Annotated in this window: 11 protein-coding genes; 10 read left to right on the top strand and 1 reads right to left on the bottom strand. The window is 65.9% G+C overall.

Annotation, left to right across the window (positions count from 1 at the left end):
• Positions 1 to 268: 268 nt before the first annotated feature.
• The 10 genes from ACE3UY_RS06400 (at position 269) to ACE3UY_RS06445 (ending at position 12366) form a co-directional block, all read left to right on the top strand.
• A complete protein-coding gene (locus ACE3UY_RS06400) occupies positions 269 to 1747 on the top strand; it encodes an NADH-quinone oxidoreductase subunit N (RefSeq protein WP_374686719.1) in 1479 nt (492 codons plus the stop codon).
• 88 nt (positions 1748 to 1835) lie between these two features.
• Positions 1836 to 2321 (top strand): DUF1269 domain-containing protein, encoded by a 486-nt coding sequence (locus ACE3UY_RS06405; protein ID WP_374686720.1) that lies wholly within the window; start codon positions 1836 to 1838, stop codon positions 2319 to 2321.
• Positions 2322 to 2428: 107 nt separating this feature from the next.
• A complete protein-coding gene (locus tag ACE3UY_RS06410) occupies positions 2429 to 4894 on the top strand; it encodes a glycogen/starch/alpha-glucan phosphorylase (protein ID WP_374686721.1) in 2466 nt (821 codons plus the stop codon).
• Between the two features lie 64 nt (positions 4895 to 4958).
• Positions 4959 to 5450 (top strand): DUF1269 domain-containing protein, encoded by a 492-nt coding sequence (locus ACE3UY_RS06415; protein ID WP_374686722.1) that lies wholly within the window; start codon positions 4959 to 4961, stop codon positions 5448 to 5450.
• A 102-nt stretch (positions 5451 to 5552) separates the two neighbouring features.
• A complete protein-coding gene (locus ACE3UY_RS06420; RefSeq protein WP_374686723.1) occupies positions 5553 to 6461 on the top strand; it encodes a TerB family tellurite resistance protein in 909 nt (302 codons plus the stop codon).
• Positions 6462 to 6648: 187 nt separating this feature from the next.
• Positions 6649 to 7149 carry an HdeD family acid-resistance protein gene (locus ACE3UY_RS06425; protein ID WP_374686724.1) on the top strand — a complete coding sequence of 167 codons (501 nt, stop codon included), beginning with the start codon at positions 6649 to 6651 and terminating at the stop codon, positions 7147 to 7149.
• 347 nt (positions 7150 to 7496) lie between these two features.
• Positions 7497 to 8852, top strand: coding sequence for a hypothetical protein (locus ACE3UY_RS06430; RefSeq protein WP_374686725.1), 1356 nt, complete (start codon positions 7497 to 7499; stop codon positions 8850 to 8852).
• 326 nt (positions 8853 to 9178) lie between these two features.
• A complete protein-coding gene (locus ACE3UY_RS06435) occupies positions 9179 to 10303 on the top strand; it encodes a hypothetical protein (RefSeq protein ID WP_374686726.1) in 1125 nt (374 codons plus the stop codon).
• 177 nt (positions 10304 to 10480) lie between these two features.
• Positions 10481 to 11062, top strand: a complete 582-nt coding sequence (locus ACE3UY_RS06440; protein ID WP_374686727.1) for a hypothetical protein — start codon at positions 10481 to 10483, stop codon at positions 11060 to 11062.
• Between the two features lie 11 nt (positions 11063 to 11073).
• Positions 11074 to 12366, top strand: coding sequence for a phosphatidylserine/phosphatidylglycerophosphate/cardiolipin synthase family protein (locus ACE3UY_RS06445; protein WP_374686728.1), 1293 nt, complete (start codon positions 11074 to 11076; stop codon positions 12364 to 12366).
• 107 nt (positions 12367 to 12473) lie between these two features.
• On the opposite strand, the gene ACE3UY_RS06450 is transcribed toward ACE3UY_RS06445, so the two are convergent.
• Positions 12474 to 13569 (bottom strand): hypothetical protein (locus tag ACE3UY_RS06450; protein WP_374686729.1); only part of this gene is annotated, 1096 nt, incomplete at its 5' end.

The following is a 13569-nucleotide window of genomic DNA, read 5'->3' on the forward strand; positions in this document are numbered from 1 at the left end:
GCACGGCGACGGCCGGGGCCGCCCCCGCAACGTGAACTGGACGACTTCCGATGCTCTGGGCGACTTCGCCGGGCAGAGTACGTTTCATAGCAATAAGGTTTGGCTTACGCCGGTCCGGGAGGATGGTATCGCGACTTTGATGATGCAGGGGAGCGGGGGATCTGGGGAGCAGGGGTGAAAAGAAACATCCCCCAATAAGCGCTTTTTCCCCCGCCCCCTTGCACCCCCGCTCCCCTGCGATGCTGACACCCCCTCCCAAGGATACATCATGGACTTTCAAGCCCCTGCCATTGATTACCTCGTTCTGTTGCCCCTGCTCCTGGTGGCGGGGATGGGCATGTTGTTGATGTTCATCGACCTGCTGAACGGCGAGACGGCGCGGCGGGCCGCGCCGGCGCTGACGGTGGCCGGCCTGTTCGGCGCCCTGATCAGTTCGGTCGCCCTGTGGGATAGCAACCGGACGGCCTTCACCGTGCCCGGCGGCTTCCCCATGCTGGTGGCCGACAACTTCGCCATGGCCCTCAACGTCATCTTCGCCATCACCGGCATCCTGACCGTGCTGCTGGCCGTCAACTACTTGCAGCGCACCGGCCACGACCGCCCCGAGTTCTACATGCTCATGCTCTTCTCGCTGAGCGGCATGATGCTCATGGGCATGGCCAACGACCTCATCCTCATCTTCCTGGCCCTGGAACTGCTGTCCATCCCGCTCTACATCATGGCCGGACTGGCCTGGCCGCGGCCGGAGTCGGAAGAGTCGGCCATGAAGTACTTCGTGCTGGGCGCGTTCTCCTCGGCCATCTTCGTCTACGGCATCGCCCTCATCTACGGCGCGACCGGGACGACGGCGCTGCCCGGCGTGGTGGCCGCGCTGAACGCCGGCGGCGCGACGCTGCTGGCCCTGGCCGGCGCGGCCATGATCCTCGTCGGCTTCGGCTTCAAGGTCGCCGCGGCCCCCTTCCACATGTGGACGCCCGATGTGTACGAGGGCGCGCCGACCGTCGTCACCGCCTTCATGTCCGTGGGGGCCAAGGTCGGCGGCTTCGCCGCTCTGCTGCGCATTCTCATCGTCGCCCTGCCCATGCTCGGCCCGACGTGGACGACGGCCGTCTCCGTCCTGGCCGCGCTAACGATGATCGTCGGCAACTTCCTGGCCATTGTCCAGCCCAACATCAAGCGCATGCTCGGCTACAGCAGCATCGCCCACGCCGGCTACATCCTCATCGCCGTGGCCGCCAGCGCCACCAACCCCGACGGCGTCAGCGCGGCGCTGTTCTACATGTTCGCCTACGCCTTCACCAACCTGGGCGCGTTCGCCGTGGCCGTGGCCGTGGAGCGCAAAGAGAACGTCGGCGTCCTGCTCGACGACTACAAGGGGCTGGCCAAGCGCTATCCGTGGATAGCCATCGCCATGGCCTTCTTCATGCTCTCGCTGACCGGCGTGCCGCCGACGGGCGGCTTCGCGGCCAAGTTCTTCGTCTTTCGTTCGGCCATCGAGTCGGGGCTGCTGTGGCTGACGCTCGTCGGCGTCGTCACCAGCGTCATCTCCGGCTACTACTACCTGCGGGTCGTCTTTCTGATGTACATGTACGACGGCGAAGGGGAGATGGTGCTGAAGCCGGCGCTCGTCTCGGCCGTCGTCGTGGCCGCGCTGGCGACGCTGCTGCTGGGCCTGTTGCCCGGCACGTGGTTCGACCTGGCCCGCCAGGCCGTCATGCAAAGCGCCCAGGCCCTCGCCGGCGGCTAATACTAATTATGAATTAGGAATTATGAACGAGGAGCGCCCGCACACATCATGACGCTTCCCTTCATAATTCCTAATTCCTAATTCTCCTATGGCTCGAATGATCGTGTTGGCTTTCCCCTCCGCGGAGGGCGCGGACGAGATGCGCGACGCGCTCGATGAACTGCGCGAGCAGGAGCTCATCGACCTGCAAGACGCGGCCGTCGTCGTCCGGCTGGACGATGGGCAGGTGCGCGTCAGGCAGGCCGTCAATCTGGTCGGCGCGGGGGCGCTGGGCGGGGCCACCTGGGGCGGGCTGGTCGGGCTGTTCTTCCTGTCGCCCTGGCTGGGGATGGCCGTGGGGGCCGTCGCCGGGGCGCTGGCCGGCAAGTTCACCGACATCGGCATCGACGACGACTTCATCCGCGAGGTGGGCGAAACGGTGCAGCCGGGGCATTCGGCCCTCTTCCTGCTCATCGACCGCTGGGACGAAGCCGCCGTGCTGGAGCGCCTCAAAGCGTCCGACGCCGTTATCCTGCGCTCGACGCTGCCTGCCGGCGATGAGTCCCGGATCAAGGACGCGCTCGACGAAGAGTAGGGGCAGACCTGTGTGTCTGCCCAGACGGGCAGACCTGTGTGTCTGCCCAGACGACTGGAATGTAACCGGCCAATGACCCATCCCAATCGTCGCCACTAGAGGACTTGATGGACATTCAACGCCCGACTACCGAACGCACCGACCGCACACCGGAGGCGTTCCGCCAATACCTGGTCAACAACCTGTACTACGCGCGCGGGGCCAACGTGCAGTCGGCCAGCGCCTACGACGTATATATGGCCCTGTCGCGCACCGTGCGCAACCACCTGGTGGATCGCTTCCGCAAGACGGTGGACATGCGCTACGCCGTCAACCCCCGCTTCGTCTACTACCTGTCGGCCGAGTACCTGCTGGGCCGGCAGTTGCCGCAAAACCTGCTCTACACCGAGACCGAGGAGCTGGCCAAGCAAGCGCTGGCCGCGTCCCAGTTCCCGCTGGAGGAGTTGATCGCGCAGGACGAGGAGCCGGGTCTGGGCAACGGCGGCCTGGGGCGGCTGGCGGCCTGCTTCCTCGATTCGCTGGCGACCCTCGACATCCCCGCCATCGGCTACGGCATCCGTTACGAGTACGGCATCTTCCGCCAGGAGTTCGAGGACGGCTACCAGGTCGAGCAGCCCGACGACTGGCTGCGGCTCAACTTCCCCTGGGAGTTCGCGCAGCCCGACGACATGATCCCCGTCGGCTTCGGCGGCCACACCTCGCACTATAAGGACGAGCGGGGCAAGCTGCACGTGACCTGGCACCCGGCCGAAGAAGTCATGGGCGAGCCGCACCACCTGCTCGTCCCCGGCTACGGCACGACGACAGTCAACTTCCTGCGGCTGTGGCGGGCGCGGGCCACCCACGAGTTTGATTTCCGTCTGTTCGACATCGGCGACTACGCCAGCGCCGTCGACCGCAAGGTGCACAGCGAGAACATCTCCAAGGTGCTCTACCCCAACGACAACACGCCACAGGGGCGCGAGCTTCGGCTGCGCCAGCAGTACTTCTTCGTCACCTGCTCCCTGCGCGACATCATCAAGCGCCATTTGCGCACCGGCAACCCCATCACCAACCTGGCCGACAAGGCCGTCATCCAGCTCAACGACACTCATCCCGTCGTCGCCATCCCGGAACTGATGCGCCTGCTGCTGGACGAATACAACCTGGGCTGGCACGCGGCCTGGGAGCTCACCCGCCGCGTCTTCGCCTACACCTGTCATACCCTGATGCCGGAGGCGCTGGAGAAGTGGCCGCTCAGCCTCTTTGAGCGGCTGCTGCCGCGCCACGTCGAGATCATCTACGAGATCAACAAACGCTTCCTGGGCGAGGTCAACGCCCGCTTCCCCAACGACTACGCGCGCGTGTCGCGCATGTCGCTGCTGGAAGACGGCCACGACCGGCAGGTGCGCATGGCCCATCTGGCCGTGGTCGGCAGCTTCTCCGTCAACGGCGTGGCCGAGCTTCATTCGGAACTGCTCAAGGAGCGAGTCTTCCACGACTTCTACGAGCTGTGGCCGGAGAAGTTCAACAACAAGACCAACGGCGTCACGCCACGCCGCTTCATCCAACTGGCGAACCCGCGTCTGTCGAAGCTGATCACCGCGCGTATCGGCCAGGGCTGGCTGCGCGACCTGGAGCAGCTGTCGAAGCTGGAAGCCCACTGCGCCGATCCGGACTTCCGCCAGGCGTGGCGGCTGGTGAAGGCGGCCAACAAGGCCGAGCTGGCGGAGCTGATCGAGACGCGCACCGGCATCGTCGTCGATCCCAACTCGATGTACGACGTGATGGTCAAGCGGCTGCACGAGTACAAGCGCCAGCTCATGAAGGCGCTGCACATCATCACCCTCTACAACCGTCTCAGCGACGACCCCGCGCTCGACATCGTGCCGCGCACCTTTATCTTCGGGGCCAAGGCCGCGCCCGGCTACTACATGGCCAAGCTCATCATCAAGCTCATCAACGCCGTCGGCGAGGTGGTCAACAACGATCCGGCCGTGGCCGGCCGGCTGAAGGTGGTCTTCCTGCCCAACTTCAACGTGACCCTGGCCGAGACCATTTACCCCGCCGTGGACTTGTCCGAGCAGATCTCGCTGGCCGGCAAGGAGGCGTCGGGCACGGGCAACATGAAAATGGCCCTCAACGGCGCGCTGACCATCGGCACGCTGGATGGGGCCAACGTCGAGATCCGCGAGCGCGTCGGCGCGGAAAACTTCTTCCTCTTCGGCATGACCGTCGAAGAGGTCTTCGCCTTGCGCGAGAAGGGGTACAACCCCCGCGAGTTCTACGAAGCCAACGAGGATCTAAAGCGCGTCATCGACCAGATCAGTTCCGGCATCTTCTCCGACGGCGACCCGACGCTGTTCGAGCCGATCGTGCGCTCGCTGCTCGACCGGGACGAGTTCATGGTGCTGGCCGACTACGAGGCGTATGTGGCGTGCCAGGCCGAAGTGGACGAGGCGTTCCGCGACACAGCCGGCTGGACGGAGAAGTCCATCCTCAACGCGGCGCGCTGCGGTTTCTTCTCCTCCGACCGGGCCATGCGGCAATACGCCGAGGACATCTGGAAGGTGAAGCCGCTGCCGGTGCGGTAGGTCATAGAAACCGGGTTTTTCGGAAAAACCCGGTTTCTACTGTTTCTGCTGTGAGAGGTGAACTATGTCCTACGTGATTGTCGTTACGTTTGACCACCCCGAAGAGGCGGAGAAAGTCCGCGACTCGCTGAGCCAGGTGGAGCACGCCGGCCGGCTGATGCTCGACGACTCGGCCGTCGTCGTCAAGGACACCGAGGGCAAGATTCACGTCCGCAACGAGATCGACCGGGGCATCAAGGTCGGCGCGGTCGGCGGCGGCGTCCTGGGTCTGCTCATCGGCTTCATCTTTGGCGGGCCGATTGGCAGCATGCTCGTCGGCGTCTTCGGCGGGGCGCTGATGGGCTCGCTGGCCGGACTGGGCATCGACAAGGGCTTCCTGGAGGAGGTCGAGCGGGCCATGCCCCTCAACTCATCGGCCCTCTTCATCCTCGTCCGCGACGCTGAACCCGACACCACCATCGCCGCCCTGCGCCCCTACGCGGGAACCATCTACCACACGTCCCTCTCCCCGGATGACGAGGAGACGCTGCGGCGGGCGCTGCGCAAGGATATTTAGGGGATAGGGGTTAGGGGCTAGGGACTAGGGACTAGGGAAGAGCGCTCTTTCCTAGCCCCTAGTCCCTAATCCCTAACCCCTAACCCCTATCAAGGAGCAACGATGGCCGACAACGACCTCATCATGACCCTTGGCAAAGTGATCATCGCCGCGGCGTGGGCCGACGGAGAGATCACCGACGAGGAGGATAGCTGCCTGAAAGACCTCATCTGGCGGCTGCCCGACGTCTCGGCCCGCCAGTGGAACGAGCTAGACCTCTACCTCGACGCGCCGGTGACCGCCGCCGAACGCGAGCAGCTGGTCGCCCGGCTGCGCGAACTGACCGCCTCGGCCGAGCAGCGCGACCTGGCCCTGCGCAAGCTGGACGAGATGGTTGCCGCCGATGGCGTGGTTAGCGACGCCGAGCGGGCCATTGTGGCCCAGGTTCAAGAGGCGCTGGCGACGGCCGACGTGGGCGTCTGGGGCGGCCTCTCGCGGCTGCTCATCGGCCGGCGCGCCGCGGCTACGGCCGGCGCGCCCGGCCGCGAAGCCTACCTGGACGACTTCGTCCGCAACCGCGTGTACTATAAGCTACGCCAGCGCCTGGCGGCCGAGAACGTCACCTGGGACATATCCGACGCCGAACTGCGCCGGCTGGGGCTGGCCGGCGGGCTGCTGGCGCTGGTGGCCCACGTCTCGGACGAGGCCGCCGGCGAGGAACGCACGGCCATGGAGCGAGCGCTGGCCGCGGCCTGGGGGCTGTCGCCGGAGTCAGCTGCGTTCGCCGTCGAGGTGGCGCTGGCTGACGGCGACCGCCTGGACTTCTACCGCCTGGTGCGCGAATTCAGCGCGGCCACCACGCCCGACGAGCAGCGGCGCTTCCTGGACGCGCTCTTCGCCGTAGCCGCGGCCGACGGCGCGGCCTCGTTCGAGGAGACGGAGCAGATCCGCCTCATCGCCCAGGGGTTGAAGCTGAGCCATCAGGAGTTCATCGACGCCAAGATGAAATTGCCGCCGGAGCGACGAAAGTAGCGCGTCAAAACACCTATACCCATTACTTCCCTCTTGCGATCCGCGCCATCATTGACTATACTAAGCTGTGGGCTGTGATTATCGGCCCGCTGTCCTTCATTGTATTGTTCACTATAGCAAGGAGACATTTCTAAATATGACGACCGTTTCATCGAATCCCTCTGCGTTTGGGACGCAGGCGCGATCCATGCCCTGGTGGATTCCGCTCATTCAGGGTATCGCCCTGCTCATCGTCGGCATTTTGCTCTTCACCAGCCCCATCAGAACGACACTTTTCATCGTGCAAGTGCTGGCTCTCTACTGGTTCCTGTCAGGTATCTTCGAGATCGTCAGCATCTTCCTCGACCGCACCGCCTGGGGCTGGAAGCTCCTCGGCGGCATCATCGGCATCCTGGCCGGCTACTACATCCTCAGCCAGCCCGTGGCCGGCGCGCTGGTGCTCGGCTTCACCCTGGTCGTTGTCCTGGGCATCCAGGCTTTGATCATGGGCATCGTCAACGTCATCCAGGCGCTGCGCGGGGCCGGTTGGGGCATCGGCGTCCTGGGCATCATCAACATCCTCTTCGGTGTCATCCTGCTGGGCAACACCCTGATCGCTACGGCGACGTTGCCCTGGGTCATCGGCGCGTTTGCCATCGTCGGCGGCATCTCCGCGATTTTCATGGCTTTCCGCCTGCGTTCCAACTAAGCGCGGGCAGGAATCGAATAGGACGGCGCGCCGCGCGCGGCGCCACTGAGCGACAAAGGGGGAGGGGATTGTGCGATCACAGTCTTCTCCCCCTCCGTCGGTAGAGCCAGCCATCAACGCCCTCTTGGTCGCCCCAGTCTACTCTGGTCTGTCCTGATACAGGGCGCCACGGCGCTTACAGTACCTCACAGATGACCTCTGGGAATCTGCGAAGGCTGTGAAGTCTGTGGATGCCACTTCTTGAAGCGCAACGGAGTCTAGTAGTACCGGACGACGCGGCGGTATCGGACACAACCCTTCACGTTGGATTCAACAAGAACCGGCTCTGTTCCGGTGGGAGGTGACATGTGAAGCAAGTTGTCGGTGTCCTGGGCTTCATCGCCCTACTGGTCGTTGCCTGGGTTAGCGTCGCGGGGCCGCGCGAGGGCGCGCTGGATATCGCCCAGCAGGCAGCTCAACTGCCCAGCGTCGTATTCCTCGGCGAAGGGCCGGCCACGTTCACCATTGACCCCTCGCACAGCTTTGTAATTAAGCCGCCGAACCGCAACGTCTACCACGATATAGCCGGACCCTCTTATACCGCTGCGGCCGGGGAGCGAGTGTGGGACTATAGCTTCATCCCGCCTGGCAGGGTAGTAGCCTTTCGCCAGACTGTGACTCTGGGTCAGGTAGAGGCCGGTTGTGTGTTCGAGTTTGTGCAGATCGATGACGACATTGACGAGCGCATCAACTACTTCATGATCGACGGAGTCCAGTTTCACACCGTCAGCCAGGGTATGGTGGTCAGAGAGAGCATCGTCGTGCCCAGCGCCGGAACACTGACCTTCCGCGCCAACGACAGCGTGGGCTTCGTCTGGCTCATGTGCGAAAACACCGTAACGCCCACACCCACGCCGACCGGCACGCTGACCGCCACGCCCACGGCGACGGCCACGGCCACCGGTACAGTGACCGCGACACCCACCGGAACCCCAACCGGCACGCCGACCGCGACCCCGACCGGGACGCCCACAGCCACACCCACGGGCACGAGCACCGCCACGCCGACCGGCACAGCCACCGGCACGCCTACGGCCACCCCAACCGGCACGCTGACCGCCACACCAACGGGAACCGTGACGGCGACGCCTACAGCCACCGGCACGCCGACGGACACGCCGACCATCACGCCGACGGGCACGCCAACCGGCACACCCACTGCCACGCCGACTATCACGCCCACCGGCACGGCGACCGAAACCCCAACATCGACAGCCACCGGCACGCCTTCCACGGCGACGCCGACGCCGAGCGGCACGCCCATCACCGTGACGCCCACGACGACCAGCACGCCTTCCACGGCGACGCCCACGGTGACCGTCACGCCGCCGCGGCCTGACACAGACAAACCGCCGCGGCCGTATCTGGCCTGCACGCGGGTGAACTTTGAAGTCGGCCCCGACTCGGCGCGGCGCGGGACCTATGTGGTGCAGGAAGTGGGCGGCCGCGTGCTGACCACGTGGTGGGCTGACAACGGCTGGTTCGACAGCGGCTGGATTACCGACCTGAAGATCTCCTTCCCGGCGGTCTACGTCCAGGTGCTCTTCGTCAAGGGGGACGGCTCCGATCCCATCGAGATGAAGATTCTGAACCCGGCCCCCAACACGTCCTACGGCTGGCTGGCGACCAACCAGTGCCACGCCCTGGAGGTGGCCTGGCCGTAAGCGGTTAAGCCAGAACACGCCCCACGCGGCCCACGACGGGCCAGAATGAACGAAAAGGGCTTCCCGAGTGCCGGGAAGCCCTTTTTTCGTGCATTATTCACGACAGCTTCATTGTAAGAAACGCGCCGTACCATAGACTATCAGGTAGAGAAGGTTGTAGTGCGCAGTGCCTTCCTGTTCATCCAAAATGTATTGTCTAGTCCGGGAATCATCCCCGATAAGGACAGGAGGTAGAAGTGAAGCAGGTTCTCAGTTTCCTGGGTTTTGTGGCCCTGATACTGGTTGCATGGGTTAGCGTAATGGGGCCCCAGGGAGCCGAAACGGGCGTGGCGCGGCAAGAGGTGCCGACACTGCCCGAAATCATCTTCCTCGGTGAGGGGCCGGCCACCTTTAATATCGACTCCAACCACAAGTTCATCATCAAGTACGGGCGCAATCATTACCGCCCGGCGGACGGCCCCACCTATACAGCTGTGGCCGGCGAGCGCGTGTGGAGTTTCAGCTTCCTGCCCGAAGGCGGCGTCGATGCCTACCACCGGACAGTGGATTTCGGCTTCGTGGATGCGGGCTGCGTCATCCAGTTCGCCCAGATCGACGACGACATCGACGAGCGCATCAACGAATTCAGCCTCAGCGGGAATGGCCTCTATACGGTCCCTCAGGGCATGGTGACCTATGGCAGCTTCATGATTCCTACGACCGGCCAGTTGACGTTCTATGCCAACGACAGCGTGGCCCTGGTCATCCGCATCTGCAAGGACGCGGTGACGCTGACGCCCACGCCGACGCCGACGGCGACGGCCACCGCGACGGCCACGGCTACCCCCACCCTGACCCCGACCGGGACGCTCCCGCCGACCGAGACGCCCACGGCCACCGCCACCGAGACGGTGACACCCTCGGCGACGCCCACCGGCACGCTGACGGCCACGCCCACGGCCACAGCGACACTGCCCGGCGCGACGGTCACGCCGACGCCCACCGCCACGGCCACGTTGCCCAGCGCGACGTTCACACCCACGCCGACCGCGACGGCCACGGGCACGCCGCCGCCCACGGGCACGGCGACGGCCACGGCCACGCTGCCGCCCAACCCGCAGGAGAGCACGGCGACACCCACCAGCACGCCGATGCGGGATGAGCCGCGCCTGCCAACCTGCTTGCGGATCAACTTCGAGGTTGGCCCCGACTCGGCGCGGCGCGGAACCTACGTCGTCCGCGAAGTGGGCGGCCGGGTGCTGGCGACGTGGTGGGCCGACACGGGCTGGATGGATAGCGGCTGGATTTCCGACATCGACATCACGTTCGACGCCGTCTACGTTCAGGTCTTCTTCGTCAAGGGCGACGGCACGGAGATCGAGATGAAGATCCTGAACCCGGCTCCCGGCACATCCTACGGCTGGCTGGCCCGCGGCCAGTGCCACGCCCTCGAAGTCGCCTGGCCCGGCTGATATTCAAGAGGTACACAGAGAGACACAGAGTTCTACGGAGGGAAAACCAATCTTCTCTCCGTGGAACTCTGTGTGATCTCTGTGTCTCTCTGTGTTCCTCTTCGTATTCCCTTTCCCATCGCCTCGCTTTCGCCTACAATTGGGTTTAGCTCATTCGTTCGTAAACGGAGGTGTCTGATGCCCGATCATGACCAGCCGGCCGACCCCAACGCGCCGCGCCACGTGCCCGCGGCGGCCCAATGGATGCGGCAGCAAGCGGACGCCCGCGAGGAGTCTGACGCGGCCCCGCGCGCCCTGCTGCCCACGTCTACCGAAGCGCCGCCGCCCAAGTCGCTGGCCGAGCGCGAGCAGCGCGTCGTCGGCGGCCTGGTGGGCAACCGCCAAGTGACCGAGGGCCTCAACGACGCGGAGGCGCGGGAGTTGCTGGCCTGGGGCGTGGACGTGGCGCGGGCCATCGTCGGCGACACGGCCGGGCTGGACGACGCCGCGGCCGAGGACGTGCTGCAGCGGCGCGTGCGGGCCACCCGCCGGCTGATGATGAGCGTCGGCAAGGCGGTCAACGAGCCGGACGCGGCCGACGAGCACCTGGACGCCGCCACGCAGCAGGCCGCCGTGGCCCTGGGCGACCGTTTCGCCTCGCCGCCGGAGGCCGACCTACTCGCCTTCCGTCGCCGCTGGCGCGCCCAGCAGGGCCGGCCGCTCGAACAGATCGCCAGCCTGCGCCAATTGGTGGACAGTTCCACCCGGCATGCCTCCTAGCGCCCGGCATTATGCCCCATAGACCTCCTCAGCGCGCCCGGCGCGGCGCGGTATGGGCGGCCGTTGCCTGGTTGACCGTTGGCCTGTTGGCCGGCGTGCTGAGCGCCTGCGTCCCGCTGCCGGTGGGGGGTGGCGCGACCATCACGCCCATCCGGCCGACGCCCGCGCCCATCGGGACTGTGCCGACGCCGCGCGTCCTGCCGACTCTGGCCCCCGGCGCGCCCACGCCCCCTATCACGCCGCCCGGCCCCGCCCCGCTGCCGACGCTGCCCGCCTCGTCCGTCCCGCTGCCGCCGGGTATGGGTTACGACGCCGGGACGTGGGCCGTGCTGTTCACCTCCGGTGCCACCGGCGACCCGGCCAACGGGCAGTTCCTCATCGACCGGCTCATCGATTACATCGACGCCGCCGAGACTTCCATCGACGTGGCCGTGTTTGAGACCAACCTCACGCCGGTGGCCGAAGCGCTCATCCGCGCCCACGAACGCGGCGTGGCCGTGCGCTGGATCACCGACGACGAGAATGGCATCGACGCCGACGGCGAGGAGGGGCGCGGCCAATTCCTGCTGATGGAGGAGGCCGGCATCCCCATCCGCGACGATCTGCGCTCGGCCTTTATGCACAATAAGTTCATCATCATCGACGGCCGCATCCTGTGGACAGGCTCGATGAACCTGACGAGCAACGACGTGTTTCGCAACAACAACAACGTCACGGTGCTGGAGTCGCCCGTCGCGGCGGCCATCTTCACCCGCGAGTTCGAGGAGATGTGGACAGGCGAGTTCGGGCCGCGCTCGCCGTCCACGGTGGACGATCAGATGGTGGACATCGGCGCCGACCGGCCGGTGTCGGTGCGCTTCGCGCCGGAGGATGAGCCGCTGGCGAATCTGATGCTGCTGACCGGGCTGGCCGAGAAGAGCATCCACTTCATGGCCTTCTCGTTCACCCACGACGCGCTGGGCGAGACGATGCGCGAGCGGCTGGCGGCCGGCGTCGAGGTGCAGGGTATCTTCGAGACGCGCGGCAGCGAGACGCAGTACAGCGAGATGCCGCCGCTCTACTGCGCCGGCGCGGCTGTGCGGCAGGACGGCAACCCTGGCACGTTCCACCACAAGGTGGTCATCATTGACGAGTACGTCGTCGTCACCGGCTCGATGAACTTCTCCGACAACGCCGCCGACAGCAACGACGAGAACGTCTTCGCCATCGCCGACCCGCGCATCGCCCGGCTCTACCTGGAGGAGTTTGACCGCCGCTGGGCCGAGGCCCGCGACCCCGACCCGGCCGAGATGGGGTGTGAATGAATAAATTAACCACGGATTCTCACGGATAAGACGGATTAAACGGATTGAATCCTATTCAAGGGTTCAATCCGTTACATCCGTGAAATCCGTGAGAATCCGTGGTTAATTCATTTATACGCGGGGATTTCGAGGGCGCGGCCGGAGGCGTCGGTGACGAGGTAGTGCGGCTGCCAGGCCACGCCGAAGAGGGCGACGCGTACGTCGCTCTTGCGCGGCGCGACGGGCATCGTCTTCGTCTCGGCCATGATCGCGTCCCAGCGCGCCTCGATCTTGTCCAGTTCCACTTCCAGTTCTTCCTTCAGCCCGCCCAACTGTTCCTGGAGCGCGACGATGGTCTGCTCCGACTCCTCGATGTCGGCCTTGGCGTTGGCCGTCATGCGCCGCTTGGACATGGAGCCGGACAGGCTCTTGCGCCGGCCGCCGAAGATGCTCAGCAGCGTCTCGGCGTGCTTGGCGTACTCCTCGCCCTTGCGCTGGTCATACTCCGCTTTGTCCTGGGCCAGCTCGCGCTCCTCCTTCTGGAGCTTCTCCTGGGCGGAGCGCAGCCGCGTCTCGAAGCGGGCTTTGACTTTGTCTAGCTCGGCCTGCATGCGGTCGTCGCCCGCGTCGCGGCACATCTCCTCGAACTGGGCGTCATCCACATCCGGCCCGGCGTAGACTTTCAGCGTCTCATTGACGCGCACGTCCACCGAGCCGTGGCGCACGATCCAGTCGGTGAAGTCCGCCTCCAGGGCGCGCATCTGCTTGGCGTCGGCCAGCGGGGCGCTGAGCGAGGCGAAGCGGGCGTCGCGGATGGGGGCGCGGTCGAGGGCGCGGTCGTCCAGGGCGGAGATGGCGATGTCTTCCCAGCGGAGCGCGGCGGCCGGGTCTGGCTCCGGGGCCAGCGCGGCCCAGGCGGCGCGGGTGTCCAACTTGTAGCGGGCGTTGGTCAGGCGCACCTCAGCCTGGGCCAGCAGCGCCGGCCGGTAGAGGATGCCCGATTCGGCCGAGCCAGCCGGCAGGCTGAAGTGATAGTGAGTGGCCGCGTCGCGCAGGCCGAGGTTGATGGGCAGGAAGTACTCACCCACGCCGGAGGGCACGGGTGGCCGGGTGACTGTCCCGACCGCTTCGGGCGTGCCGGGCGCGGCCGGCTTGGGCGGGGCGCTGGGGGCGGGGGTCGCCATAGCCGCCGCCGCCGCCGCGCCAGCGGGGCCGGCCGCCGCC

Origin of the sequence: Promineifilum sp. (SeqCode) (genome assembly GCF_041918635.1) — a bacterium.
Classification (GTDB): Bacteria; Chloroflexota; Anaerolineae; order Promineifilales; family Promineifilaceae; genus Promineifilum.

Bases quoted from the DNA above. Each gene is read 5' to 3' on its own strand.
- ACE3UY_RS06445 (WP_374686728.1), top strand. From the start codon at position 11,074: ATGCCCCATAGACCTCCTCAGCGCGCCCGGCGCGGCGCGGTATGGGCG.
- ACE3UY_RS06415 (WP_374686722.1), top strand. From the start codon at position 4,959: ATGTCCTACGTGATTGTCGTTACGTTTGACCACCCCGAAGAGGCGGAG.
- ACE3UY_RS06425 (WP_374686724.1), top strand. From the start codon at position 6,649: ATGCCCTGGTGGATTCCGCTCATTCAGGGTATCGCCCTGCTCATCGTC.
- ACE3UY_RS06405 (WP_374686720.1), top strand. From the start codon at position 1,836: ATGGCTCGAATGATCGTGTTGGCTTTCCCCTCCGCGGAGGGCGCGGAC.
- ACE3UY_RS06410 (WP_374686721.1), top strand. From the start codon at position 2,429: ATGGACATTCAACGCCCGACTACCGAACGCACCGACCGCACACCGGAG.
- ACE3UY_RS06400 (WP_374686719.1), top strand. From the start codon at position 269: ATGGACTTTCAAGCCCCTGCCATTGATTACCTCGTTCTGTTGCCCCTG.
- ACE3UY_RS06420 (WP_374686723.1), top strand. From the start codon at position 5,553: ATGGCCGACAACGACCTCATCATGACCCTTGGCAAAGTGATCATCGCC.
- ACE3UY_RS06440 (WP_374686727.1), top strand. From the start codon at position 10,481: ATGCCCGATCATGACCAGCCGGCCGACCCCAACGCGCCGCGCCACGTG.